The organism is Pseudomonas sp. MPFS (genome assembly GCF_022537035.1).
GTDB lineage: Bacteria > Pseudomonadota > Gammaproteobacteria > Pseudomonadales > Pseudomonadaceae > Aquipseudomonas > Aquipseudomonas sessilinigenes.
Genome location: NZ_CP066123.1, coordinates 2,017,964 through 2,042,690, shown reverse-complemented (window position 1 = coordinate 2,042,690; position 24,727 = coordinate 2,017,964). Strand labels below are relative to the sequence as shown.

Below are 24,727 nucleotides of genomic sequence, written 5' to 3'. Positions count from 1 at the left end.
GGTAAAAAATCCAGGCAAAGAAAAACCCGGCCTAGGCCGGGTTTTTCCAAGCTACAGGGCTAATTACTTAGCTTGAGCTTCTACCGAGGCTTCTACGCGACGGTTTACAGCGCGGCCAGCTTCAGTTGCGTTGTCGGCAACTGGGCGGGACTCACCGTAACCAACGGATTGAACGCGGTTAGCGCCAACGCCGTACTGGTTAACCAGAACTTGCTTAACGGCGTTTGCACGACGCTCGGACAGTTTCTGGTTGTAAGCGTCAGGACCGACGGAGTCAGTGTGACCTTCAACAACGGTGGTGGTTTGTGGGTACTGCTTCATGAAGTCAGCGAGGTTCTTGATGTCAGCGTAGCTGTTAGGCTTAACAACAGACTTGTCGAAGTCGAACTTCACGTCCAGCTCAACACGAACAACTTCAGCAACCGGAGCTTCTGGAGCTGGTTCTGGAGCAGGAGCCGGAGCTACTGGAGCTGGAGCAACCTTGCCACCGCTACCGCCGAAGTTCACACCCAGGCCGATGGTCGGAGCGTAGTCCCACTTGCCGTTATCCAGCTTGTAGTCAGCTTCAACGCCAGCACGGGCGAACAGGTTGTCGGTGAAGTAGTACTTAACGCCAGCACCTGCGGTCAGGAAGGTCGACTTGTCGCGGCCGCTGTGACCGTCGGCGATCACGTTGGTCATGCTCTTGTGAGCAACACCGCCGGAAACGTATGGACGCAGAGCGTCACCCACAGTACCAAAGTGGTACTGAGCGTTCAGGCCGAAGTTGTCGCCTTCGATTTTTTGCTTACCAGTGCCGTCGTTGGAACGGGTGTGGTTAGTCTTGTCGTAGGTCAGGTTCAACGACAGGTCGTCGGTCAGAAAGTAACCGATCGATGCGCCTGGGTTGTAACCATCTTCGACGTGCTTGACGCTGTCGTTGTACTTCTTCTGGTAGAAGAGTTCACCTTCGACCGCGCCTTGGCCTTGCGCCAGAACGCCGAACGAAGTCACGGCAACAATAGAACCAATGGCAATGCCCAAGGTGTTTTTCAGTTTCATCCGTTAAATCCCCATCTGGTGATTGTAAAGCAGTCCCACATACCGGGGGACAACTCGGCGGTAAGTCTATCAGAACTCACCTAGACGTAAGAGATATTTGCGCCGAACTAAGTTTCAGCAATGCCTGCAAATTTCTCACGCAATTTATCAAGAGCACGTTTGTAACGCATTTTTGTAGCACTCAACCCCATGTGCATGATGTCCGCGATCTCCTGAAATTCCAGCTCTGCGACAAAACGTAGCACCAGAATTTCCCGATCAATCGGATTCACATGCACCAACCAGCGGTCAAGCCCGCCCTTTTCCTCAGGTTTCGGGGCCTTCTCTTCAGAGGCCTCCTCGAGGGGGTCAAGACTTAAAGCGTCCATCAACCGACGCTTGCGCCGCTCCTTGCGATACTGCGTGATGCACTCGTTATACGTGATGCTGTACAGCCACGTTTTGAACTTCGATTTACCCTCAAAGTTCTTAAGGCCATACAGCACCTTCAACATCACTTCCTGACAGACATCATCTGCGTCCCGATCGTTCCCCAGATAACGCGCACAAACATTAAATAGGGTTCGCTGATAGCGTCGCATCAACTCTTCATAGGCGCGTGTTACGTGGAACAGCTCCGTATGTGAACGCGCAACCAACTCCTCATCAGAGAGCTCACGGGGGTCATAGCGCGTGGATAGCGGTTGGGTTTTATTCAAAACGAGTCGTGCCGACAGTCAGGTCAATGTCCGCCACAGCCCGGTGATGGGCATTTTTGCGGCGGCATACATTAGCAGGGTGCCGGGTTAGCGGCTACTTACATGCTGCTCCAGCAGGATCCGATTGGAGAGAGAGACTAGCTCACCCTCCTCGGTCAGCAATGTAGTTTTCACCGTGCCAATCTCTTCGATCTGCCCTTCGACCTCTCCAACTCGCACTTGTTGCCCAACCTGGTACAACTCACGCACATAGATTCCCGCAAGAATCTGTCCTGCAATTTCCCGACTTCCCAACCCCATCGCCAGCGCAACGGCCAGACCAACGGTAATCAAAACGATCACGATCACGTGGTTGAGCAGGTCTGTCTTGACCTCCAGCTGGCTGATCGCCACGGAAATACTGATGATGATCACCAGCCCCTGAGCGATCCGCCCCACGCCAGCGGCGTACTCCAAACCCACGCCTTCAGCCGCTCCGCGCACCAGCCCGTTGGCCAACTGCGCCAACAAGACTCCCACCAACAGCACCAGCGCAGCACCGAAAACCTTTGGCAAATACAACGCAAGCATGTCGAGCGTAGCCGAAACTCGCTCAAGGCCAAGGGATTCAGCAGCAGAAACCAGAAAAATCAGCAAGACGAACCAATAGACGATCTTGCCGATCAGGGTCGAAATAGGTACTTGCAGGCCCGCGCGAGACAGCAACTTGGTCAAGCCGGTACCGCCCATCAAGCGATCCAGGCCCAGCTTGGCCAGCAATTTGGACAACAGGGTATCGAGCAGCTTGGCCACCACGAAACCCAGCAACAACACTACCAACGCACCGAACAGGTTCGGAATGAAGTTCGCCACCTTGGTCCACAAGGCGGTCATCGCTGTGACGAGGCTCTGCGTCCAGAGATCAAGTTCCATATTCAATCAGCCTTATCAGCAGTGCGAGCAGTAGGTTTAAGACGGGAAACCGGCGCGACATGGGCCGATCCGTTATTCAAGGCGATCATCAGCGCCGGCAGCCAACGGCCCAGCAAGCTGAACAGATCCCCTGCCCCAACCTGGCGGTTGGCGGTTTTCAATACGCGGCCCAGGCAGGCATCGTCATCGCGGCTTGATGGCGAGGCTTTGAGCATGTCACGCAACGACTGTTCAAACGGATCGTGCATACGCACCTCTGGTGATGTCTGAAAAAGACGCGATCAGATTTATTCGGGTCACATGGCGCATCGTTATACCCAGCGCAAACGTCGGAATAACCACCATTGCCCCAGCGCTACCGCTACCAACAACAGGCAGGCGATGATGAAGCCATAGGGGCTTGCGGAAAATGGAATACCGCCGACGTTGATTCCCAGAAGGCCAGTAAGAAAGCTCATGGGAAGGAAGATCCCCGTGATGATTCCGAAGCGATACATGGTGCGATTCATGCGCACGCTCAGACGCCGGTCTTCGGCCTCCAGCACAAGCCCCACGCGCTCTCTGGCCAGTTCCAGCTCTTCCAGGTAGCGGGTCAGGCTGTTGTGCAACTCGTTCCAGTAGTCCCCATCATCGGCGGCGAACCAGAGCAATTTGATGCGGCTCAGTTGAGCGAAAATATCCCGTTGCGGAGCCAGGAAGCGCTTGAGCCCGGCAGCCCGCCGACGGATCTGCAAAATGCTGCCGTGCTCGGGGGTATACCGTTCGTCGGCATCCAGTTTTTCTTCTTCATCATCGACCACTTCAGAGAGGTCGCTGACCAGATTCTGCACTTTGTCCGTCAGGTACTCGGCCATGTAGAGCAGCAGTTCAGCGGCATTTTTCGGCCCCTTGCCTTCGGCTAGCTGCACCAATAGCTCATCGGTCGCGCGCAAGGGTCGCAAACGCAAGGAGATCACCCGCTGGGCACTGGCGAAGATCCGCACCGAGACCATGTCCTCAGGCTCGGCCCCGGGATTGAGGTTGATGCCCCGTAGAAACAGCAACAGCTCCGAATCAGGCAGGGCCAAGAGGCGTGGACGGGTATTTTCCTCCAGCAGCAGGTCACAGCTGAACTCGCTCAAGCCACTGGAGCGGCGCAGCCAGGTCTGGGTCTGCGGATGACTTCGATCCCAATGCAGCCACAGGCTTTCATGGGCCTGCAGCTGCAATTCGTCGAGCTCTGTCCGGGCAATCGAGCGCGCACCGCCTTCACCATCCAGCACCAGGGCATGCACTAGCCCCCATTGCGCGTTTTCTTCCTCGAACATCCTCATCCCTTGTCAGGCCATTGGCTCATTCAGGCATTTTCAGCGGGCTGGGCGAAACGATCACGCCGTTGTTATCGGCATAGACATACTCGCCCGGGCGGAAAGTGACTCCGGCAAAAGTCACCGCGACATTGAGGTCGCCAATGCCACGCTTGTCGGTTTTCATCGGATGGCTGGCCAGGGCCTGCACCCCCAGGTCAGTCTGGGCAATGGCATCTACATCACGGATGCAGCCATAGATCACCAGGCCTTCCCAGCCGTTCTTCGCAGCCTTTTCGGCCAGCATGTCGCCCAGCAGGGCACGCCGTAGCGAACCGCCCCCATCGACCACCAGTACCTTGCCATGCCCCTTGAGATCCACCTGCTCCTTGACCAGCGAGTTGTCCTCAAAGCACTTGATGGTGACGATTTCACCACCAAAGGAGTCGCGACCACCAAAGTTGCTGAACATGGGCTCGACGACTTGCACCAGGTCCGGGTAGGCATCGCACAGGTCGGGAGTAAGGTAATGATTCATCGAGAAGCTCCTGTAACAGTAAGAACACGATCGACGGTGTCACTGATTCCTGGGACAGCCTAGGAGATACGGGCCCAGACACTACATGTCCAGCCTGCATGCCTGACCTGCCCCATCGACGCGGCCAGTATTTTCTCAGTTCTGTCGACAGAACGGAAAGTCGAGCCCATCACCGAATGTGACCAAAATAGCGCAGCGCGTCATATCTTAGCCGCAAGCAACATGCAACGAAATGCCCTTGTCAGAGCCCTGGCTTCAAACCGTAGCCAGTTGCTCGGTGGCACAAGCCAGTAACGGCGACTGCTGGTCCTTGAGCCAGCGTGCGACCAATGGCCAGACTTCGGCCTGGGCCGGCTTGCTCACCAGCATCTCGACATGCCCGAAATTGCCACTGAAACCCTGCTCTCGCCCCAGGCACACAAACTGTTTGTGCGGGCTTGCCAATTGTTCGAACAACTTGCGGCACGCCCAGGTCGGGTCCTGGTGGTCTCCCGCCGCACTGACCGCCAGAGCCGGCACCGCAACCTCAGTGAGGCCGGCCCACCAATCCTTGTCGGCATCGCCAAAGCGACCAAACAATCCGTGCCAGCGCATGCTTTCCAGCGCCAGGCCAATAGGCTCGTCTTCTGGACCACGCTTGAGCCGTGAACCGGACAACTGGGCGAAACGCTTGATAAGCAGGCGTCCGCCCCACTCCACGAGAGGAATCTTCAAAGGCCAATAGATTCGGCTGACCTGGGTACCGAAAAACGCCGCGGAGGCCACGCCCGCCTCCCCCAGGTATTGTCCACCCAGCGCCGCCGCCAAAGTGGTGCCCCCCAGAGAGTGGCCGATCCAATGAGGGATCTGCCCGCTCTGTTCGCGAACGAAGGCGGCAATCGCCGGCAGATCGTAGCGCGCGTAGTCGGCCACGCGGTTCTGGCGGTACCCGGCATTACGCCGGGACAGGCCGTGGCCACGCATTTCCGGAATCCACACGTCAAAGCCGGCTCGTGCCAGATAGGCCCCCAAGCCAATACCCTTGGGTGAATACCAGAAGCGCCGGTTGGAAAAGCTGCCATGTAGCAGGATCACGGGCACGCCCCGGACTTGAGGCTCGTCGGCCATCCCCAAGCGGGTGACAGCCAACTCCACCGAAGGATCGGGGCTGTTGCCAGGTTTCAAGCGATAGACATCTTCGCTGAGATCGCCTCGACGTTCGGCACTGGTCAAGGCGACAGGAAATAGGTTGCTGCTGCTTTGCATATTCTTCTTGCACAAAAAAGGGCGGCATTCGGAAGAAGCGCGCCCTGTTTGAATCTACGAGGGTCGGCCGCCTCGCGACGGACCGACCCTGCACTCACCGATTACGCGGCGCCCTGGCCCTCGGCCAGGAAGAACCAGGTCTCCAGTACCGAGTCCGGGTTCAGCGAGACGCTCTCGATCCCCTGCTCCATCAGCCACTTGGCCAGGTCAGGATGGTCGGAAGGCCCCTGCCCGCAGATACCGATGTACTTGCCAGCCTTGTTGCAAGCGGCAATGGCATTGGCCAGCAGCTTCTTGACCGCAGGATTACGCTCGTCGAACAGGTGGGCAATGATGCCGGAGTCACGGTCCAGGCCCAGGGTCAGCTGGGTCAGGTCGTTGGAGCCGATGGAGAAACCATCGAAGTACTCCAGGAACTCCTCGGCCAGGATCGCGTTGGATGGCAGCTCGCACATCATGATCACGCGCAGGCCGTTCTCGCCGCGCTTCAGACCATTTTCTGCAAGCAGATCGACCACCTGGCTAGCTTCGCCAAGGGTACGCACGAACGGCACCATGATCTCGACGTTGGTCAGGCCCATCTCGTTGCGCACGCGCTTGAGGGCACGGCACTCGAGTTCGAAGCAATCGCGGAAGGATTCGCTGATGTAGCGCGAAGCCCCGCGAAAGCCCAGCATCGGGTTTTCTTCTTCCGGCTCGTAGAGCTTGCCGCCGATCAGGTTGGCGTACTCGTTGGACTTGAAGTCCGACAGGCGCACGATGACCTTCTTCGGGGTGAATGCCGCTGCCAGGGTGCTGATGCCCTCGACCAGCTTGTCGACGTAGAAGTCCACCGGATCGTGGTAGCCGGCGACACGCTTGTCGACGCTGTCCTTGATCTCTTGTGGCAGGCCCGCGTAGTTCAGCAGCGCCTTGGGGTGCACGCCGATCATGCGGTTGATGATGAACTCCAGGCGGGCCAGGCCCACACCGGCGTTCGGCAGCTGGGCGAAATCGAAGGCGCGGTCCGGGTTGCCGACGTTCATCATGATCTTGAACGGCAGGTCCGGCATGGCGTCCACGGAGTTCTGCTTGACGTCAAAGCCCAGCTCGCCCTCGAAGATCAAGCCGGTGTCGCCCTCGGCGCAGGACACGGTCACGCCCTGGCCATCCTTGAGCAGCTCGGTGGCGTTGCCGCACCCGACGACTGCGGGAATGCCCAGTTCACGGGCGATGATCGCCGCGTGGCAGGTACGACCACCACGGTTGGTGACGATGGCGCTGGCGCGCTTCATCACCGGTTCCCAATCCGGGTCGGTCATGTCGGAGACCAGCACGTCGCCGGCCTGGACCTTGTCCATCTCCGACACGTCCTTGATGATCCGCACCTTGCCGGCGCCGATGCGCTGGCCGATGGCACGGCCTTCCACCAGGACGGTGCCCTTTTCCTTGAGCAGGTAACGTTCCATCACATTGGCCTGGGTGCGGCTCTTCACGGTTTCCGGACGGGCCTGCACGATGTACAGCTTGCCGTCGTCACCGTCCTTGGCCCACTCGATGTCCATCGGGCACTGGTAGTGCTTCTCGATGATCATCGCCTGCTTGGCCAGCTCGCTGACCTCGGCGTCGGTCAGGCAGAAACGTGCGCGATCGGCCTTGTCCACGTCCACGGTCTTCACCGAGCGCCCAGCCTTGGCTTCGTCGCCGTAGATCATCTTGATCGCCTTGCTGCCCAGGTTGCGACGCAGGATCGCAGGGCGGCCGGCGGCCAGGGTGTTCTTGTGGACGTAGAACTCGTCGGGGTTGACGGCGCCCTGGACCACGGTTTCGCCCAGGCCGTAGGCACCAGTGATGAACACCACGTCACGGAAACCCGATTCGGTATCGAGGGTGAACATCACCCCAGCGGTACCGGTTTCGGAGCGGACCATGCGCTGTACGCCAGCGGACAGGGCCACCAGCTTGTGGTCGAAGCCCTGGTGAACACGATAGGAAATGGCGCGGTCGTTGAACAACGAGGCGAACACTTCCTTGGCGGCACGGATCACGTTGTCCACGCCACGGATATTGAGGAAGGTTTCCTGCTGGCCGGCGAAGGAGGCATCCGGCAGGTCTTCGGCGGTAGCCGAGGAGCGCACGGCCACGGCCATGTCCGGGTTGCCGGCCGATAGCGCGGCAAAAGCCGTACGGATCTCGGTATTGAGGCGCTCGGGGAACTCGGCTTCCATGATCCACTGGCGGATCTGGGCACCGGTCTTGGCCAGGGCATTCACGTCATCGACATCCAGCGCGTCGAGCGCGGCATGGATCTGGTCGTTCAGACCGCTCAGTTCCAGGAAATCCCTATAGGCCTGGGCGGTCGTGGCGAAGCCACCCGGGACCGAGACGCCGGCACCCGCGAGGTTACTGATCATCTCGCCCAGGGATGCGTTCTTGCCCCCCATATGCTCAACATCGTGTTTGCCGAGCTTATCGAGGGAAACTACGTACTCTACCAAGGTGATCTCTCCACTAACTGTGTTGGAAAAGCTCAGAAGCCGGCTGCTCCAGGGAGCGTTTGCCCGCTATATGGCCTGGACTTGGAAAATAAGTGAGAATGCGGGCCATTCCCGGCCGACAAATCGCGCCTATCATATCCAAGAATCGTCACTAGCTTAAGGCCCAAGCCGCAAATGAAACGATCTGCTTTCTTCATCTCTGACGGTACCGGTATCACAGCGGAAACCCTCGGCCAGAGCCTTTTGGCGCAGTTCGAGAACATTACGTTCAGCAAATTCACGCGGCCGTACATCGACAGCATGGAAAAAGCGCGGGCCATGGTACAGCAAATCAATATAGCCGCCGAAAAAGACGGCTATCGACCGATCATTTTCGACACCATCGTCAACCAGGACATTCGTGAGATCCTCGCGACCTCCAACGGTTTCATGATCGACATTTTCTCCACCTTCCTCTCTCCCCTGGAGCAAGAGCTGAGCGAGCACTCGTCGTACTCCGTGGGCAAGTCCCACTCCATCGGCCATAACTCCAATTACATGGAGCGGATCGAGGCGGTGAACTTCGCCCTGGACAACGACGACGGCGCACGGACCCACTACTACGACAAGGCCGACCTGATCCTGGTAGGCGTGTCACGCTGCGGCAAGACCCCGACCTGCCTGTACATGGCCATGCAATTCGGCATCCGCGCGGCCAACTACCCGCTCACCGAAGAAGACATGGAGCGCCTGCAACTGCCCAACGCCCTGCGCGCCCACAAACACAAGCTGTTCGGCCTGACCATCGACCCCGACCGCCTCACCGCGATCCGCAACGAGCGCAAGCCCAACAGCCGCTACTCCAGCTTCGCCCAGTGCGAATTCGAAGTGCGGGAAGTAGAAAACTTATTGCGCCGCGAGAACATCCCCCATATCAACTCCACGCATTTCTCTGTCGAGGAAATCTCGGCCAAGATCCTGGTGGAAAAAGGCGTTGAGCGCCGCTTCAAGTAAGCCTCGCTCCTACAATCTGACATTCCCTCCTGTTACCAGGGGCCTTTAAGACCCTGCGATCCCGGACAGGCAACGCTCCAGGCGCTGCCTCCCCCGCCTCAGATCACCAACCAATCGACGAACCGATGCACCGGCATGGCCGACAACCGTGCCGGGTCGCTGCACAGATCGAAGATCTGCGCCGAGCGCTGGGCGCTGAAGCGCGTCGCCAGGTTGGCCTTGAACTTGTCCTCCAGCAGCGGGATGCCCTCGGCCCGGCGGCGACGGTGACCGATGGGGTACTCCACCGCCACCTGTTCGGTGCAACTGCCATCGGCGAAGAACACCTGCACCGCGTTGGCGATCGAGCGCTTGTCGGCCTCCAGGTACTCCCGGGTATAGCGTGGGTCCTCGACGATCTGCATCTTGTCGCGCAACTGGTCGATGATCGGGTGCGCCGCGTGGAAATCATCCTCGTAGTGCTCGGCCACCAGGGTGCCGAACGCCAGGGGTACGGCGGTCATGTACTGCAGGCAGTGGTCGCGATCGGCGGCATTGGCCAGCGGCCCGACCTTGGAAATGATGCGGATCGCCGATTCATGGGTGGTGATGACGATTCGCTCGATCTCCTGTAGCCGATCGCGCACCTGGGGATGCAGGGCCACCGCCGCCTCGCAGGCGGTTTGCGCGTGGAACTCGGCCGGAAAGCTGATCTTGAACAGGATGTTTTCCATCACATAGCTGGCGTACCCCTGGGGCAGGCTGAAGCGCCGCTGGTCCTCGGGCTTGAGCGCCAGGTCCTTGTTGGTATGGCTGAACAGCACATCGTAGAAGCCCCACTGCGGTGCGCTGAGCACCCCGGGAATACCCATTTCGCCGCGCAGCGCCATATCCGCCAGGCGCACCCCGCGGCTCGAGGCATCCCCCGCCGCCCAGGACTTGCGCGACCCGGCATTGGGCGCGTGGCGATAGGTACGCAGCGCCTGGCCATCGACGAAGGCATGGGACAGCGCGGCCAACAGCTGCTCGCGATTGGCCCCCATCAAGCGGGCGCAAACGGCCGTGGAGGCCACCTTTACCAGCAGCACATGATCGAGCCCGACGCGGTTGAAGGAGTTGTCCAGGGCCAGCACTCCCTGGATCTCGTGGGCCATGACCATCGCCCGCAGCACATCGCCCATGCTCAGCGGCGCCTCGCCGTTGGCCACATGCTTCTGCGAAAGGTGGTCGGCCACGGCCAGGATGCCGCCGAGGTTGTCCGACGGGTGCCCCCACTCCGCCGCCAGCCAGGTGTCGTTGTAATCGAGCCAGCGCACGATGCAGCCGATATCCCAGGCGGCCTTCACCGGGTCCAGGCGATAGCTGGTACCCGGCACGCGGGCGCCATGGGGCACCACGGTACCCTCGACGAGCGGCCCCAGGTGCTTGGTGCATTCAGGAAAACGCAATGCCAGCAGGCCGCAGCCCAGGGTATCCATCAGGCAATGGCGGGCGGTATCGAGGGCTAGGGGGGAGTCGACGCGATACTCCAGGACATAATCGGCGATGTCCTGCAAAACCGGGTCGTAATCGGGACGGTCGTTCAGATCAACGTTGGCGCTCATGGATCGTGCACTCCAATGACGGGGTTATGGGTAGGTCGATTCCTCAGGCTGCAGGTTCAGGTCAATAACGGCATCGCAGGTCTGCGTCTGCTCAATGATTCGATAACGGCATCGGTGGCGAGGGAGCCGGCTCCCTCGCCACCGCCGCTCCTTAGAAGGTGTCGCCGGGCACTCTCACCCAGCCTTCCATCAGCACCCGCGCGCTGCGGCTCATGATCGCCTTGACCACGCTCCACTCGCCGCCCTCGAGGGTGGCCTCGGCGCCTACGCGCAAGGTGCCCGAAGGATGGCCGAAACGCACGGCGCTACGCTCGCCGCCGCCGGCCGCGAGGTTGACCAGGGTCCCGGGGATCGCCGCCGCCGTGCCGATGGCCACCGCCGCGGTACCCATCATCGCGTGGTGCAGCTTGCCCATGGACATGGCGCGCACCAGCAGGTCGACATCCGCCGCCTTGACCGCCTTGCCGCTGGAGGCCTGGTAGTCCGCCGGCGCGGCGACGAAGGCCACCTTCGGCGTGTGCTGGCGCTGCGCGGCCTCGTCCAGGTGCTTGATCAGGCCCATGCGCAAGGCGCCGTGGGCACGAATGGTCTCGAACATCGCCAGGGCCTTGGGATCGCCGTTGATCACGCCCTGCAGCTCGGTGCCGCGATAACCGATGTCCGCCGCATTGACGAAGATGGTGGGGATCCCGGCATTGATCAGGGTTGCCTTGAGGGTGCCGATACCCGGCACTTCCAGGTCGTCCACCAGGTTGCCGGTGGGGAACATCGAACCACCGCCGCCCTCCTCCTCGGCCGCCGGGTCGAGGAACTCCAACTGCACTTCCGCCGCCGGGAAGGTCACGCCGTCCAGCTCGAAGTCGCCGGTCTCCTGGACCGCGCCGTCGGTGATCGGCACATGGGCGATGATGGTCTTGCCGATGTTGGCCTGCCAGATGCGCACCACCGCCACCCCGTTGTGGGGAATGCGCGCCGGGTCCACCAGGCCGCTGCTGATGGCGAAGGAGCCCACCGCCGCCGACAGGTTGCCGCAGTTGCCGCTCCAGTCGACGAAGGGCTTGTCGATGGCGACCTGGCCGAACAAGTAGTCGACGTCATGGTCGGGCTTGATGCTCTTGGACAGGATCACCGTCTTGCTGGTGCTGGAGGTGGCGCCGCCCATGCCGTCGATCTGCTTGTCGTAGGGATCGGGACTGCCGATCACCCGCAGCAGCAAGGCATCGCGGGCCGCGCCGGGCAGCTGCGCCGCCTCGGGCAAGTCCTGCAGGTTGAAGAACACCCCCTTGCTGGTGCCGCCACGCATGTAGGTGGCTGGAATCTTGATTTGCGCTACAAATGCCATGGATTTCAGGTCCTGATAAAGACCGGGGGCGGTGCCTTGCGGCCCGCCCCCGGTACGTCGCTTAACTGGCTGTGGCCGATTCCAGGAAGTCCTGGGCAAAACGCTGCAGCACACCGCCGGCCTCGTAGATCGACACCTCCTCGGCGGTGTCGAGGCGGCAAGTCACCGGCACCTCGAGCCGCTCGCCATTGTGGCGGTGGATCACCAGGGTCAACTGCGCCCGGGGAGTGCGTTGGCCGAGCACGTCGTAGGTCTCGGTGCCGTCGATGCCCAGGGTCTTGCGGTCGGTGCCCGGCAGGAACTGCAGCGGCAGCACGCCCATGCCCACCAGGTTGGTGCGATGGATACGCTCGAAGCCCTCGGCGACGATCGCCTCGACACCCGCCAGGCGCACGCCCTTGGCCGCCCAGTCGCGGGACGAACCCTGGCCGTAGTCGGCACCGGCGATGATGATCAGCGGCTGCTTGCGCTCCATGTAGGTCTCGATGGCTTCCCACATCCGCGTGACCTTGCCTTCGGGCTCGACACGGGCCAGGGAACCCTTCTTCACCTCGCCATCGACCACCGCCATCTCGTTCACCAACTGCGGGTTGGCGAAGGTCGCGCGCTGGGCGGTCAGGTGATCGCCACGGTGGGTGGCGTAGGAGTTGAAGTCCTCCTCCGGCAGGCCCATCTTCGCCAGGTACTCACCGGCCGCGGAGTCCGCCAGGATGGCGTTGGACGGCGACAGGTGGTCGGTGGTGATGTTGTCCGGCAGCACCGCCAGCGGACGCATGCCCTTGAGCGTGCGCTCCCCGGCCAGCGCGCCTTCCCAGTACGGCGGACGACGGATGTAGGTACTCATCGGGCGCCAGTCGTACAGCGGGCTCTCGGCTTCCTTGACGGTGCCCAGGTCGAACATCGGGATGTAGATCTGGCGGAACTGCTCGGGCTTCACCGAGGCGGCGACGATGGCGTCGATCTCCTCGTCGCTCGGCCACAGGTCCTTCAGGGTCACCGGGTTGCCGGCCTGGTCATGGCCCAGCACGTCCTGCTCGATGTCGAAGCGCACGGTGCCGGCGATCGCATAGGCCACCACCAGCGGCGGCGAGGCGAGGAACGCCTGCTTGGCGTAGGGGTGGATACGGCCGTCGAAGTTGCGGTTGCCCGACAGCACTGCGGTGGCATACAGGTCGCGGTCGATGATTTCCTGCTGGATGACCGGGTCCAGGGCGCCGGACATGCCGTTGCAGGTGGTGCAGGCGTAGGCGACGATGCCGAAGCCGAGCTTCTCCAGCTCCGGCAGCAGGCCGGCCTCTTCCAGGTACAGCTTGGCGACCTTCGAACCCGGCGCGAAGGACGTCTTGACCCAGGGCTGGCGCACCAGGCCCAGGGCGTTGGCCTTCTTCGCCACTAGGCCTGCAGCCACCACGTTACGCGGGTTGGAGGTGTTGGTGCAGCTGGTGATCGCCGCGATGATCACCGCGCCATCGGGCATCAGGCCCTCGGCTTGTTCGACCTTGCCGGCGGCCAGCTTGGTTTCGTCGGCGATCCCCCGCTCGGCCAGGGCCGAGGTCGGCAAGCGCCGGTGCGGGTTGGACGGACCGGCCATGTTGCGCACCACGGTGGACAGGTCGAATGCCAGCACCCGCTCGTACTCGGCGGTGACCAGGGCATCGGCCCACAGGCCGGTGGTCTTGGCGTAGTTCTCCACCAGGGCCACCTGCTCCGGCTCGCGGCCGGTGAGCTTGAGGTAGTCGATGGTCTGCTGGTCGATGTAGAACATCGACGCGGTGGCACCGTACTCCGGGCACATGTTGGAGATGGTCGCGCGGTCGCCAACGGACAGGCTGTCGGCCCCTTCGCCGAAGAACTCGACGTAGGCACCCACTACCTTTTCCTTGCGCAGGAACTCGGTCAGGGCCAGGACGATGTCGGTGGCGGTGATCCCGGGCTGGCGCTTGCCGGTGAGCTTGACGCCGACGATGTCGGGCAGGCGCATCATCGACGCGCGACCGAGCATCACGGTCTCCGCCTCCAGGCCACCGACGCCGATGGCGATCACCCCCAGCGCATCGACGTGGGGGGTATGGCTGTCGGTGCCGACGCAGGTGTCGGGGAAGGCCACGCCGCCGCGCGCCTGGATCACCGGGCTCATTTTCTCCAGGTTGATCTGGTGCATGATGCCGTTGCCGGCGGGGATCACATCGACGTTCTTGAACGCGGTCTTGGTCCACTCGATGAAGTGGAAGCGGTCCTCGTTGCGGCGCTCCTCGACGGCGCGGTTCTTCTCGAAGGCGTCCGGGTCGAAACCGCCGAATTCCACGGCCAGGGAGTGGTCGACGATCAGCTGGGTCGGCACCACCGGGTTGACCAGGGCCGGGTCACCCCCCTGGTCGGCGATCGCATCGCGCAGGCCGGCCAGGTCCACCAGCGCGGTCTGGCCGAGAATGTCGTGGCAGACCACGCGGGCCGGGTACCAGGGGAAGTCGAGGTCGCGCTTGCGCTCGATCAGTTGCTTCAACGAGTCGGTGAGCTGCGCCGGATCGCAACGGCGCACCAGCTGCTCGGCCAGTACCCGGGAGGTGTACGGCAGGCCGGCGTAGGCACCCGGGGCGATGGCATCCACCGCCTCGCGGGTGTCGAAGTAGTCCAGCGCCGTACCCGGCAGGCTCTTGCGGTATTGGCTGTTCATGATTACTTGCGGTCCTTCAGGGGCACGAACTTCAGGTCTTCCGGGCCAACGTAGTTGGCGCTCGGGCGGATGATCTTGCCGTCGATGCGTTGTTCGATGACGTGGGAAGACCAGCCGGAAGTGCGGGCGATCACGAACAGCGGGGTGAACATGGCGGTGGGCACGCCCATCATGTGGTAGCTGACGGCGCTGAACCAATCGAGGTTGGGGAACATCTTCTTGATTTCCCACATGGTCGATTCCAGGCGCTCGGCGATGTCGAACATCTTGCTGTTGCTCTGCTCGGCGGACAGCTCGCGGGCCACTTCCTTGATTACCTTGTTGCGCGGGTCGGACACGGTGTAGACCGGATGGCCGAAGCCGATCACCACTTCCTTTTTCTCGACGCGGGCGCGGATGTCGGCTTCTGCTTCGTCCGGGTTGTCGTAGCGCTTCTGGATCTCGAAGGCCACCTCGTTGGCGCCACCGTGCTTGGGACCGCGCAGTGCGCCGATGGCCCCGGCGATGCAGGAGAACATGTCGGAACCGGTACCGGCGATCACCCGCGAGGTGAAGGTGGAGGCGTTGAATTCGTGCTCGGCATAGAGGATCAGCGAGGTGTGCATGGCGCGCACCCACGACTCACGCGGCTTCTCGCCGTGCAGCAGGTGCAGGAAATGGCCGCCGATGGAATCGTCGTCGGTCTCCACGTCGATGCGCTTGCCGTTGTGGCTGAAGTGGTACCAGTAGAGCAACGCAGAACCGAGGCACGCCATCAGCTTGTCGGCGATGTCACGGGCGCCCGGATGGTTGTGGTCGTCCTTCTCCGGCGACAGGCAACCCAGCACGGAAACGGCGGTGCGCATCACGTCCATCGGGTGGGCGGACGGCGGCAGTTGCTCCAGCGCCACCTTGACCCCGGCCGGCAGGCCGCGCAGGGCCTTGAGCTTGGCCTTGTAGCCCGTCAGCTCGGCGACGTTCGGCAGCTTGCCATGGACCAGCAGGTGGGCAATTTCCTCGAATTCGCAGGAGGTGGCGAAGTCGAGGATGTCATAACCGCGGTAGTGCAGGTCGTTGCCGGTACGGCCGACGGTGCACAGGGCCGTGTTGCCGGCGGCGGTGCCGCTCAGGGCCACGGATTTCTTCGGTTTGAAGGCGGTGGTGGTTTCGCTGGGGCTCATCGCGTGAATCTCCTCATTTTTATCCGGTTGCTTGCGTCTTGTTATATCCGCAGGCCGCTCCCGGGGAGCGGCCCGGGTCCGGTCATTTCTTGGCAGCGAACAGGGCGTCGAGCTTCTGCTCGAAAGCGTGGTAGCCGATGCGGTCGTACAGTTCGGCACGAGTCTGCATCAGATCGATGACCTCTTTTTGATGGCCATCGCGACGAATAGCGGTGTAGACCGCCTCGGCCGCCTTGTTGGCGGCACGGAAGGCCGACAGCGGGTAGAGCTGGATGGCGACGCCCACAGACGCCAGCTCATCGCGGGAGAACAGCGGGGTGGCGCCGAACTCGGTGATGTTGGCCAGCACGGGCACATCGAGGGCATCGACGAAGCGCTTGTAGGTCGGCAGGTCGTAGGCGGCCTCGGCGAAGATGCCGTCGGCGCCCGCCTCCACATAACGCTGGCAGCGCTCGATGGCGGCGTCCACGCCCTCGGCCTGGATGGCGTCGGTCCGAGCGATCAGGAAGAAGTTCGGGTCGGTCTTGGCATCGGCGGCGGCGCGTACGCGATCGACCATCTCCTCGGTGGAGACGATTTCCTTGCCCGGACGGTGGCCACAACGCTTGGCACCCACCTGATCCTCGATATGGGCGGCGGCGGCGCCGGCCTTGATCAGGTTCTTGACGGTGCGCTCGATGTTGAAGGCGCTGGGGCCGAAACCGGTGTCGATGTCCACCAGCAACGGCAGGTCGCAGACGTCGGTGATGCGGCGCACGTCGGTGAGCACGTCGTCCAGGGTGTTGATGCCCAGGTCCGGCAGGCCCAGGGAGCCGGCGGCGACACCGCCACCGGAGAGGTAGATGGCCTTGAAGCCGGCACGCTTGGCCAGCAGCGCGTGGTTGGCGTTGATGGCGCCGATGACCTGCAGCGGATGTTCCTCGGCAATGGCGTCGCGCAAGCGCTGGCCGGCGGTTTTCTGACTCATGACTCACCTCGTGTCTTGGACGGGTTGACGAGCGCTTCCTGGTAATGGCGCTCGATATTGCGCTTGGAGGCACCGATATGACGGCGCATCAGCAACTCGGCCAGTTCGCCGTCTCGGTCGGCGATGGCATCGAGAATTCGGTGGTGTTCGGCGAAAGCCTGGCGCGGCCGGTTCGGCACGCTGGAGAACTGCAGGCGGTACATGCGCACCAGTTGGTAGAGCTCGCCGCAGAGCATCTTGGTCAGGGTCTGGTTGGCAGCGCCCTGGATGATCCGGTAATGGAAGTCGAAATCCCCTTCCTGCTGGTAATAGCCCACACCAGCCTGGAACGCCGCATCGCGCTCATGGGTCTCCAGCACCCGGCGCAGTTCGTCGATCTCGGCCACGCTCATGCGTTCGGCCGCCAGGCGACAAGCCATGCCTTCCAGGGATTCGCGGATTTCGTAGAGTTCGATCAGCTCGGCATGGCTCAGGGAAACCACCCGGGCCCCGACATGGGGCACGCGCACCAGCAGGCGCTGGCCCTCCAGGCGGTGGATGGCCTCGCGCAGCGGACCACGGCTGATGCCGTAGGTGCGGGCCAACTCCGGCTCGGAGATCTTGCTGCCCGGGGCGATCTCGCCCTTGACGATGGCGGCCTGGATACGCCGGAAGACGTTTTCGGAAAGGGTCTCGGAGTCGTCTTGGGCCGGCGTCGAGGGTTCCAGTTGATCCAGCATATTGTCGACACCTTTAAAATCAATGAGGCGAAAATTAGCCAATAGCCCCATCGCAGTCAAAGGAAAAATAGAGATTGTCGACAATCGCCTAATAACTGATTGCATCAAAACGAGACAAAAGGCCCACCCCCGGCGCTGGCGCCATAAAACCAGCATGCTAGAATGCCGCCCGCATCGGCCTGTCATCTTTTTATGGCAAGCACACGAGGGAGCTTGCGCAGCAATGCCGGTCGCCTTGAACTGAAGAACCCATGACCACCAGGATCTATGACTCTCAAGGCCCTTCTCCCACTGCTCTGCCTATTCATCCTTCCTGGCACCGGCTTCGCCGCCGGCAAGACCGTCTACGGCTTGAATGAATACGCCCAACTTGCAGGCATCGACCTGGAGGTCGCCGCCAAGCTCGACACCGGGGCCAAGACCGCCTCCCTGAGTGCCCGCGACATCAAGCGCTTCAAGCGCGATGGCGAATCCTGGGTGCGTTTCTACCTGGCCATCGACACGGCTCATTCCCACCCCATCGAACGCCCCCTGGCACGGGTCAGCAAGATCAAGCGCCGCGCCGGCGACTATGATCCCGATGAGGACAAGAACTACACCGCACGCCCGGTGATCGCCCTGCAGGTCTGCATGGGCAGCGCTTTACGCAGTATCGAAGTGAACTTGACCGACCGTAGCGCATTCCAATACCCGCTTTTGATCGGCTCCGAAGCCCTCAAGCGCTTCGATGCGCTGGTCGACCCCAGTCTTAAATACGCTGCTGGCAAACCTGCCTGCGCCACTGACGCTCATACCGCAGAGTAATTCCAATGCGCTCTCTTACCCTCCATCTGAAAGTCCTGATCGCCGTATTGGTGGTGCTGGGCATTTCGATCACGGCCTACCAGATCTTCGTGCTTGGCATTCCGGTGACCGAGGACGCCACTGACGATCTGTGGAACATCGATGCCAAGGTCGAGTTCGTCGCCAACGGCAAGGACCCGATCAAGATCCAGATGTTCGTGCCGCCCCTGAGCCGCGACTATGTGAGCCTCAACGAGAGTTTCATTTCCAACAACTATGGCGTGGCGGTGAACCGCGTCGATGGCAATCGCAAGGTCACCTGGTCGGCACGCCGGGCCAAGGGCAACCAGACCCTGTACTACCGCCTGGTCCTGACCAAGCGCTACAGCGCCGAGAAAGCCAAGGTCAAGGGCCCGACCTTCCGCGACAGCATGGCCATCGAAGGGCCGGAGAAGATTGCCGCCGACGCCCTGCTGGCGCCGATCCGCCAGCACTCGGCAGACGTCGAGACCTTCATCAGCGAAGCCATCAAGCGGGTCAACAACGCCAGCGACGACAATGCCAAGCTGCTGCTGGCCGGCGACTCCTCCAGCGCCAACAAGGCCAAGATCGTCGAGCTGCTGCTGTCCATCGCCCATGTGCCGGCCGAGAAGGTCCACACCATCCGCCTGGTGGCCGACCAGCCGCAGACTCCGGAGCTGTGGCTGCGCAGCTTCAACGGCACCGACTGGCTGTACTTCAACCCCGAGACCGGCGAGCAGGGCCTGCCCAGCGATCGCCTGCTGTGGTGGACCGGCGACGACAACCTGATCACCGTCGATGGCGGCAAGAAAGCCAACGTCACCTTCAGCATGAACAACAGCGAGATGAACGCCATCCGCCTGGCCAAGCTGACCGACGAGAACACCGACGCCAACTTCCTCGAATACTCGCTCTACGGCCTGCCGCTGCAAACCCAGCAGACCTTCATGATCATGGTGATGATCCCCATCGGCGTGCTGGTGATCCTGGTGCTGCGCAACCTGATCGGCCTGCAGACCCTGGGCACCTTTACCCCGGTGCTGATCGCCCTGGCCTTTCGCGAGACCCAGCTGGGCTTCGGCATCGCGCTGTTCACCGTGATCACTGCCCTGGGCCTGTCGCTGCGCTCCTACCTCGAGCACCTGAAGCTGCAGATGCTGCCGCGCCTGTCGGTGGTGCTGACCTTCGTGGTGGTGCTGATCGCCGCCATCAGCCTGTTCAGCCACAAGCTGGGCCTGGAACGCGGCTTGTCGGTGGCGCTGTTCCCGATGGTGATCCTGACCATGACCATCGAGCGCCTGTCCATCACCTGGGAAGAACGCGGCGGCGGCCATGCGATGAAAGTCGCGATCGGCACGCTGTTCGCCGCCTCCCTGGCGCACCTGATCATGAGCGTGCCGGAGCTGACGTACTTCGTCTTCACCTTCCCGGCGATGCTGCTGATCCTGGTGGGCTTCATGCTGGCCATGGGTCGCTACCGCGGCTACCGGCTGACGGAGCTGGTGCGTTTCAAAGCCTTCGTCAAGGCTGACTCCTGATGTTCGGCCTGTGGAAGACCTGGAAGGCCCTGGAAGCGCGCGGGATCATGGGCATCAACCGGCGTAACGCCGACTACGTGCTCAAGTACAACAAGCGCAGCCTGTACCCCATCGTCGATGACAAGATCATCACCAAGGAGCGGGCGCTCAAGGCCGGCATCCACGTGCCGGAACTGTACGGGGTGATCTCCACCGAGAAGGAAATCGACAAGCTCGACGAGATCATCGGTGGGCGCAACGACTTCGTCATCAAGCCGGCCCAGGGCGCCGGCGGCGATGGCATCCTGGTGATCGCCGACCGCTTCGAGGGCCGCTATCGCACGGTCTCCGGGAAGATCATCAGCCATGAGGAAATCGAGCATCAGATCTCCAGCATTCTCACCGGCCTGTACTCCCTGGGCGGCCACCGCGACCGCGCGCTGATCGAGTACCGGGTAACCCCGGACCAGATCTTCAAGAGCATCAGCTACGAAGGCGTGCCGGACATCCGCATCATCGTGCTCATGGGCTACCCGGTGATGGCCATGCTACGCCTGCCGACCCGCCAGTCCGGCGGCAAGGCCAACCTGCACCAGGGCGCCATCGGCGTCGGGGTCGACCTGGCCACCGGCCTGACCCTGCGCGGCACCTGGCTGAACAACATCATTACCAAGCACCCGGACACCACCAACGCGGTAGACGGCGTGCAGCTGCCCTACTGGGACGGCTTCATGAAGCTGGCGGCCGGTTGCTACGAGCTGTGCGGCCTGGGCTACATCGGCGTGGACATGGTGCTGGACCAGGACAAGGGGCCGTTGATCCTCGAGCTCAACGCCCGCCCGGGCCTGAACATCCAGATCGCCAACGACTGCGGCCTGACCCAGCGCACCCACGCCATCGAGGCCCACCTGGAACAGCTCAAGGCCCAGGGCATCGAGGAAAGCGTCGAGGAGCGAGTACGTTTCGCCCAGCAACTGTTCGGCCATATCCCCGCCATTGAAGGCTGATCGCAACGGCTGCCAGAAGGTCCTGGCGCAGCCGGTGGCAGTGGCCAATGCAAGCGGTACGTCGTAAACCGCACCATTGCCGACCTCCCCCCTAGGAGCAAATCCCCGGGGGGACTACAATCGCCAGCCGCGCCCCGATGGCTGATCTGCCCCGCATGTTGACCTGTTCCGTACACCCGCTTCCCTATCGCAACAATCCCGCCGACTACTTCGCGGCAATCGAACACGCCCCCGGCGCCGTGCTGCTCGATAGTGGCCGCCCCAGCGCCGAGCGTGGCCGCTACGACCTGCTCAGTGCCTGGCCCCTGGCGCAACTGACGGTGGCCGCCGAGGAAAGTGGCGGCGCATTCCTCCAACGCCTGCGGGACAACCTGGCGCAACTGGGCCCAGCACAGATTCCCGCCCCCTACGACCTGCCGTTCGCCGGCGGCCTGATCGGCTACCTGAGTTATGACTTCGGCCGGCACCTGGAGCGCATGCCCAGCCAGGCCCGGGACGACCTGCACCTGCCCGATGCGCGCCTGGGCCTGTATGCCTGGGCACTGGTCAACGATCACCAGGCGGGCACCAGCCAACTGGTGTTCCATCCCAGCCTGGCACCGAGCGAGCGCCTGCGCCTGCTCCAGCTATTCAGCCAGCCGCTGCCGGCACCCAGCACCTCGTTCCAGCTGACCAGCCCCATGCAGGCCGACCTTGGCGCCGATGACTATCGCCAGGCTTTCGAACGCATCCAGCACTACATCCGGTCCGGCGATTGCTACCAGGTGAATTTCGCCCAGCGCTTTCGCGGCCGGTACCAGGGCGATCCATGGGTGGCCTACCGTGCGCTGCGCGCGGCCTGCCCCACGCCGTTCTCCGGCTTCCAGCGCTTGCCCGACGGTGGCGCGGTGCTGAGCCTGTCACCGGAACGCTTCGTTCATGTCAGCCAGGGCCGGGTGGAAACCCGGCCGATCAAGGGTACCCGCCCCCGCGGCCGGGATGTGGTCGAGGACGCGGCCAGCGCCGCCGAACTGCTGGCCAGCCCCAAGGACCGGGCGGAAAACCTGATGATCGTCGACCTGCTGCGCAATGACCTGGGGCGCACCTGCCGCATCGGCTCGGTGCGGGTGCCGGAGCTGTTCAGCCTGGAGAGCTACCCCAACGTCCACCACCTGGTGAGCAGCGTCACCGGCGAACTGGCGGACGACAAGGATGCCCTGGACCTGATCGCCGGCAGCTTCCCTGGCGGCTCGATCACCGGCGCGCCGAAGATCCGCTCGATGCAGATCATCGATGAGCTCGAACCCACGCGCCGGGCGCTGTATTGCGGCTCGCTGCTGTACCTGGACGTGCGCGGGGAAATGGACAGCTCCATCGCCATCCGCAGCCTGCTGGCCAAGGACGGGCAGATCAGTTGCTGGGGCGGCGGCGGAATCGTGGCCGACTCGGACTGGCAGGCTGAATACCAGGAGTCGATCACCAAGGTGCAAGTCCTGCTGGACACCCTGCAGCAGCTCTGACGACAGCTGCCCGCAGGAGCTGATGGTAGCGGCTACCCGATCTCGCGGCCGCTACGCGCCCGTACACAGCCTGCGGCAGCGGCTACGCGAAGCCTGATCCCCCGCGCGATTGCCGCCGCACGCGGCCTGGTCGTTACAGGCTCAGGCTACGGTTGGAGGCCTTGAGGAACTCCTGCTTGAGCTCGGCGAAGCTGTGCACCGCCGGGAACTGCGGGAACTCGCGGATCACGTTGTCCGGCGCGTGGAACAGGATGCCGGCATCCGCCTCGCCGAGCATGGTGGTGTCGTTGTAGGAGTCGCCGGCGGCGATCACCCGGTAGTACAGGCTCTTGAAGGCCAGCACCGACTGGCGCTTGGGGTCTTTCTGGCGTAGCTGGTAGCCGGTGACGCGGCCGCTGTCATCGGTGACCAGGCGGTGGCACAACAAGGTCGGGAAACCCAACTGGCGCATCAGCGGCTGGGAGAACTCATAGAAGGTGTCGGAGAGGATCACCACCTGGAAGCGCTCGCGCAGCCAGTTGACGAACTCCACCGCGCCGTCCAGCGGCTTGAGGGTGGCGATCACTTCCTGGATGTCCGAAAGCTTCAGGCCATGCTCGTCGAGAATGCGCAGGCGCTGCTTCATCAGTACGTCGTAGTCGGGAATATCCCGGGTGGTGGCCTTGAGGGATTCAATCCCGGTTTTTTCGGCGAAGGCGATCCAGATTTCCGGGACCAGTACACCTTCCAGATCGAGACAGGCGATTTCCACAAGACACTCCCATTGGTTCTGATTATTGATATTGAGCGAGCAAAAGGACGGCCGAACTATAGGGGCTGTTGCCGTTTCGGCGCAAACCGCGTTGCCGCGCAACCCGAAGGGACGGGCCGGTTTTAGCGCGGCGCGTCGTTACTCGACGGCTCATTTGGAATGCCAAACCTCGCGTCTCGTGCCTAGCTCCGCGCTAAAACTGGCTCCGGCGCGGTCGCGGCGAAATGGCAACAGACCCTAGCGACTCGCCCCCATGGGCGCAACGCAGACGAACGCGCCAGGGCCGGGTGGATTTTGCTAAGATCGCCCCCCTATAGAGCGCACAGCGCCACCGACCTGTAGGAAACCGCCCTGATGACCCCATCGTTCGATGTCGCTGAACTCGCCGCGACCTATGCCAACAAATCCGCCCAGGACATTCTCAAGCTGGCTTTTTCCCAGTTCGGCGATGACCTGTGGATCTCCTTCAGCGGTGCCGAGGATGTGGTGCTGGTGGACATGGCCTGGAAGCTGAACAAGAACGTCAGGGTCTTCAGCCTCGACACCGGGCGCCTGCATCCGGAGACCTACCGCTTCATCGACCAGGTGCGCGAACACTACAAGATCGACATCGAGCTGATCTCGCCGGATCACAGCAAGCTCGAACCCTTCGTCAAGGAAAAGGGCCTGTTCAGTTTCTACAAGGATGGCCATGGCGAATGCTGCGGCATCCGCAAGATCGAACCCCTGCGGCGCAAGCTGTCCACCGTCAGTGCCTGGGCCACCGGCCAGCGCCGCGACCAGAGCCCGGGCACCCGCAGCCAGGTAGCGGTCCTGGAGATCGACAGCGCTTTCTCCACCCCGGAGCGCACGCTGTACAAGTTCAACCCGCTGGCGCAGATGAGCAGCGAGGAGATCTGGGGCTATATCCGCATGCTCGAACTGCCGTACAACAGCCTGCACGAACGCGGCTTCATCAGCATCGGCTGCGAGCCCTGCACCCGCCCAGTCCTGCCCAACCAGCACGAACGCGAAGGTCGCTGGTGGTGGGAAGAAGCCACCCAGAAGGAATGCGGCCTGCACGCCGGCAACCTCATCGGCAAGGCCTGAACCCGCCCGGCGCTCGTTCGAGCGCCGACAGAGCAAACGTGTACACATAAATGTCACCCAGAGTGCCATTTTTGTGTGCACTTCAAGCACCATCCGCCCTGAAAAGTTACACCGCGATTTCCTCGCGGATTCCACGGCTGGCACCTAAAAAATAAATACCTGTTCAAATGGTCAATTTTTATTCACACCATTTCAACGAGTTATGCCTTCTAAATAACGAAACGAAATCAGCAGTAAAAAGCATAGTGCTGGAACTGGCATAGAAGTGGCTTGAGTCGAAGCATGTTTTGTATACAAAAATAATCAAAACATACATACACTCACTGTCCGCACGCTTGCCCCGACTCAAGCTGCAGACGTCCCGAACCCAGTGATTCCCCACCTGCGACGAAGATTGTCCGGCCCAGGCTCGGCAGTGTTATCCA

General features: G+C 62.1%; 21 protein-coding genes. 6 read left to right on the top strand and 15 right to left on the bottom strand.

What is annotated here, in order from left to right:
• Positions 1–63: 63 nt before the first annotated feature.
• The 8 genes from I9018_RS09565 to ppsA form a co-directional block, all read right to left on the bottom strand.
• Positions 64–1,041 (bottom strand): OmpA family protein, encoded by a 978-nt coding sequence (locus I9018_RS09565; RefSeq protein WP_068577270.1) that lies wholly within the window; start codon positions 1,039–1,041, stop codon positions 64–66.
• A gap of 107 nt (positions 1,042–1,148) precedes the next feature.
• The gene (sigX, locus tag I9018_RS09560; RefSeq protein ID WP_068577272.1) at positions 1,149–1,739 is read right to left on the bottom strand and encodes an RNA polymerase sigma factor SigX; all 591 of its coding nucleotides are present in this window, start codon (positions 1,737–1,739) and stop codon (positions 1,149–1,151) included.
• An 87-nt stretch (positions 1,740–1,826) separates the two neighbouring features.
• Positions 1,827–2,651 carry a mechanosensitive ion channel domain-containing protein gene (locus I9018_RS09555; protein ID WP_068577274.1) on the bottom strand — a complete coding sequence of 275 codons (825 nt, stop codon included), beginning with the start codon at positions 2,649–2,651 and terminating at the stop codon, positions 1,827–1,829.
• 2 nt (positions 2,652–2,653) lie between these two features.
• A complete protein-coding gene (locus I9018_RS09550) occupies positions 2,654–2,899 on the bottom strand; it encodes a CrfX protein (protein WP_068577275.1) in 246 nt (81 codons plus the stop codon).
• Positions 2,900–2,962: 63 nt separating this feature from the next.
• Positions 2,963–3,958, bottom strand: a complete 996-nt coding sequence (locus tag I9018_RS09545; protein ID WP_068577277.1) for a zinc transporter ZntB — start codon at positions 3,956–3,958, stop codon at positions 2,963–2,965.
• Positions 3,959–3,983: 25 nt separating this feature from the next.
• A complete protein-coding gene (rraA, locus tag I9018_RS09540) occupies positions 3,984–4,475 on the bottom strand; it encodes a ribonuclease E activity regulator RraA (protein WP_068577280.1) in 492 nt (163 codons plus the stop codon).
• 255 nt (positions 4,476–4,730) lie between these two features.
• Entirely contained in the window at positions 4,731–5,720 is a 990-nt protein-coding gene (locus tag I9018_RS09535; RefSeq protein ID WP_068577283.1) for an alpha/beta fold hydrolase, read from the bottom strand.
• Positions 5,721–5,821: 101 nt separating this feature from the next.
• The gene (gene ppsA, locus I9018_RS09530; RefSeq protein WP_241109280.1) at positions 5,822–8,197 is read right to left on the bottom strand and encodes a phosphoenolpyruvate synthase; all 2,376 of its coding nucleotides are present in this window, start codon (positions 8,195–8,197) and stop codon (positions 5,822–5,824) included.
• 174 nt (positions 8,198–8,371) lie between these two features.
• Here ppsA and I9018_RS09525 point away from each other — a divergent pair, with 174 nt between their 5' ends.
• Positions 8,372–9,190: a pyruvate, water dikinase regulatory protein gene (locus tag I9018_RS09525; RefSeq protein WP_068577288.1), complete on the top strand. Its 819-nt coding sequence runs from the start codon at positions 8,372–8,374 to the stop codon at positions 9,188–9,190.
• A gap of 98 nt (positions 9,191–9,288) precedes the next feature.
• Here I9018_RS09525 and prpD read toward each other — a convergent pair whose 3' ends face one another.
• The 6 genes from prpD to I9018_RS09495 all read right to left on the bottom strand — a co-directional run bounded on the left by prpD (position 9,289) and on the right by I9018_RS09495 (position 17,635).
• Complete coding sequence (prpD, locus tag I9018_RS09520; RefSeq protein WP_241109279.1) at positions 9,289–10,773, bottom strand: 2-methylcitrate dehydratase; 1,485 nt, start codon at positions 10,771–10,773, stop codon at positions 9,289–9,291.
• Between the two features lie 151 nt (positions 10,774–10,924).
• Positions 10,925–12,115, bottom strand: coding sequence for a 2-methylaconitate cis-trans isomerase PrpF (gene prpF, locus I9018_RS09515; protein ID WP_068577292.1), 1,191 nt, complete (start codon positions 12,113–12,115; stop codon positions 10,925–10,927).
• Positions 12,116–12,176: 61 nt separating this feature from the next.
• Positions 12,177–14,789 carry a Fe/S-dependent 2-methylisocitrate dehydratase AcnD gene (gene acnD, locus I9018_RS09510; RefSeq protein ID WP_241109278.1) on the bottom strand — a complete coding sequence of 871 codons (2,613 nt, stop codon included), beginning with the start codon at positions 14,787–14,789 and terminating at the stop codon, positions 12,177–12,179.
• Positions 14,790–14,791: 2 nt separating this feature from the next.
• The gene (prpC, locus tag I9018_RS09505) at positions 14,792–15,949 is read right to left on the bottom strand and encodes a 2-methylcitrate synthase (RefSeq protein WP_241109277.1); all 1,158 of its coding nucleotides are present in this window, start codon (positions 15,947–15,949) and stop codon (positions 14,792–14,794) included.
• Positions 15,950–16,031: 82 nt separating this feature from the next.
• Positions 16,032–16,916, bottom strand: a complete 885-nt coding sequence (prpB, locus tag I9018_RS09500; RefSeq protein ID WP_124346222.1) for a methylisocitrate lyase — start codon at positions 16,914–16,916, stop codon at positions 16,032–16,034.
• A complete protein-coding gene (locus I9018_RS09495; RefSeq protein ID WP_068577300.1) occupies positions 16,913–17,635 on the bottom strand; it encodes a GntR family transcriptional regulator in 723 nt (240 codons plus the stop codon). The genes prpB and I9018_RS09495 overlap by 4 nt, the downstream gene beginning before the upstream one ends.
• Before the next feature lie 267 nt (positions 17,636–17,902).
• Between I9018_RS09495 and I9018_RS09490 the strand changes: the two genes are divergently transcribed.
• The 4 genes from I9018_RS09490 to pabB all read left to right on the top strand — a co-directional run bounded on the left by I9018_RS09490 (position 17,903) and on the right by pabB (position 22,462).
• Positions 17,903–18,439: an ATP-dependent zinc protease gene (locus I9018_RS09490; protein ID WP_241109276.1), complete on the top strand. Its 537-nt coding sequence runs from the start codon at positions 17,903–17,905 to the stop codon at positions 18,437–18,439.
• 5 nt (positions 18,440–18,444) lie between these two features.
• Positions 18,445–19,977: an inactive transglutaminase family protein gene (locus tag I9018_RS09485; RefSeq protein WP_068577304.1), complete on the top strand. Its 1,533-nt coding sequence runs from the start codon at positions 18,445–18,447 to the stop codon at positions 19,975–19,977.
• Entirely contained in the window at positions 19,977–20,963 is a 987-nt protein-coding gene (locus I9018_RS09480; RefSeq protein WP_241109275.1) for an alpha-L-glutamate ligase-like protein, read from the top strand. The genes I9018_RS09485 and I9018_RS09480 overlap by 1 nt, the downstream gene beginning before the upstream one ends.
• 155 nt (positions 20,964–21,118) lie before the next feature.
• Positions 21,119–22,462, top strand: a complete 1,344-nt coding sequence (gene pabB, locus I9018_RS09475; RefSeq protein ID WP_241109274.1) for an aminodeoxychorismate synthase component I — start codon at positions 21,119–21,121, stop codon at positions 22,460–22,462.
• 133 nt (positions 22,463–22,595) lie between these two features.
• On the opposite strand, the gene thrH is transcribed toward pabB, so the two are convergent.
• On the bottom strand, positions 22,596–23,213 hold the full coding sequence (gene thrH, locus I9018_RS09470) for a bifunctional phosphoserine phosphatase/homoserine phosphotransferase ThrH (protein ID WP_022643230.1): 618 nt from the start codon (positions 23,211–23,213) through the stop codon (positions 22,596–22,598).
• A 354-nt stretch (positions 23,214–23,567) separates the two neighbouring features.
• On the opposite strand from thrH, the gene I9018_RS09465 reads away from it, so the two are divergent.
• A complete protein-coding gene (locus tag I9018_RS09465) occupies positions 23,568–24,302 on the top strand; it encodes a phosphoadenylyl-sulfate reductase (RefSeq protein ID WP_068577308.1) in 735 nt (244 codons plus the stop codon).
• Positions 24,303–24,727 lie beyond the last annotated feature (425 nt).

Excerpts from the sequence above, each read along its gene's own strand:
- I9018_RS09565 (WP_068577270.1), bottom strand. The coding sequence starts at position 1,041 with ATGAAACTGAAAAACACCTTGGGCATTGCCATTGGTTCTATTGTTGCC.
- rraA (WP_068577280.1), bottom strand. The coding sequence starts at position 4,475 with ATGAATCATTACCTTACTCCCGACCTGTGCGATGCCTACCCGGACCTG.
- I9018_RS09545 (WP_068577277.1), bottom strand. The coding sequence starts at position 3,958 with ATGTTCGAGGAAGAAAACGCGCAATGGGGGCTAGTGCATGCCCTGGTG.
- prpB (WP_124346222.1), bottom strand. The coding sequence starts at position 16,916 with ATGAGTCAGAAAACCGCCGGCCAGCGCTTGCGCGACGCCATTGCCGAG.
- I9018_RS09485 (WP_068577304.1), top strand. The coding sequence starts at position 18,445 with ATGCGCTCTCTTACCCTCCATCTGAAAGTCCTGATCGCCGTATTGGTG.
- I9018_RS09465 (WP_068577308.1), top strand. The coding sequence starts at position 23,568 with ATGACCCCATCGTTCGATGTCGCTGAACTCGCCGCGACCTATGCCAAC.
- prpD (WP_241109279.1), bottom strand. The coding sequence starts at position 10,773 with ATGAGCGCCAACGTTGATCTGAACGACCGTCCCGATTACGACCCGGTT.
- I9018_RS09535 (WP_068577283.1), bottom strand. The coding sequence starts at position 5,720 with ATGCAAAGCAGCAGCAACCTATTTCCTGTCGCCTTGACCAGTGCCGAA.
- I9018_RS09525 (WP_068577288.1), top strand. The coding sequence starts at position 8,372 with ATGAAACGATCTGCTTTCTTCATCTCTGACGGTACCGGTATCACAGCG.
- I9018_RS09480 (WP_241109275.1), top strand. The coding sequence starts at position 19,977 with ATGTTCGGCCTGTGGAAGACCTGGAAGGCCCTGGAAGCGCGCGGGATC.
- prpC (WP_241109277.1), bottom strand. The coding sequence starts at position 15,949 with ATGAGCCCCAGCGAAACCACCACCGCCTTCAAACCGAAGAAATCCGTG.
- acnD (WP_241109278.1), bottom strand. The coding sequence starts at position 14,789 with ATGAACAGCCAATACCGCAAGAGCCTGCCGGGTACGGCGCTGGACTAC.
- I9018_RS09490 (WP_241109276.1), top strand. The coding sequence starts at position 17,903 with ATGACTCTCAAGGCCCTTCTCCCACTGCTCTGCCTATTCATCCTTCCT.
- I9018_RS09555 (WP_068577274.1), bottom strand. The coding sequence starts at position 2,651 with ATGGAACTTGATCTCTGGACGCAGAGCCTCGTCACAGCGATGACCGCC.
- I9018_RS09550 (WP_068577275.1), bottom strand. The coding sequence starts at position 2,899 with ATGCACGATCCGTTTGAACAGTCGTTGCGTGACATGCTCAAAGCCTCG.
- I9018_RS09495 (WP_068577300.1), bottom strand. The coding sequence starts at position 17,635 with ATGCTGGATCAACTGGAACCCTCGACGCCGGCCCAAGACGACTCCGAG.
- prpF (WP_068577292.1), bottom strand. The coding sequence starts at position 12,115 with ATGGCATTTGTAGCGCAAATCAAGATTCCAGCCACCTACATGCGTGGC.
- pabB (WP_241109274.1), top strand. The coding sequence starts at position 21,119 with ATGTTGACCTGTTCCGTACACCCGCTTCCCTATCGCAACAATCCCGCC.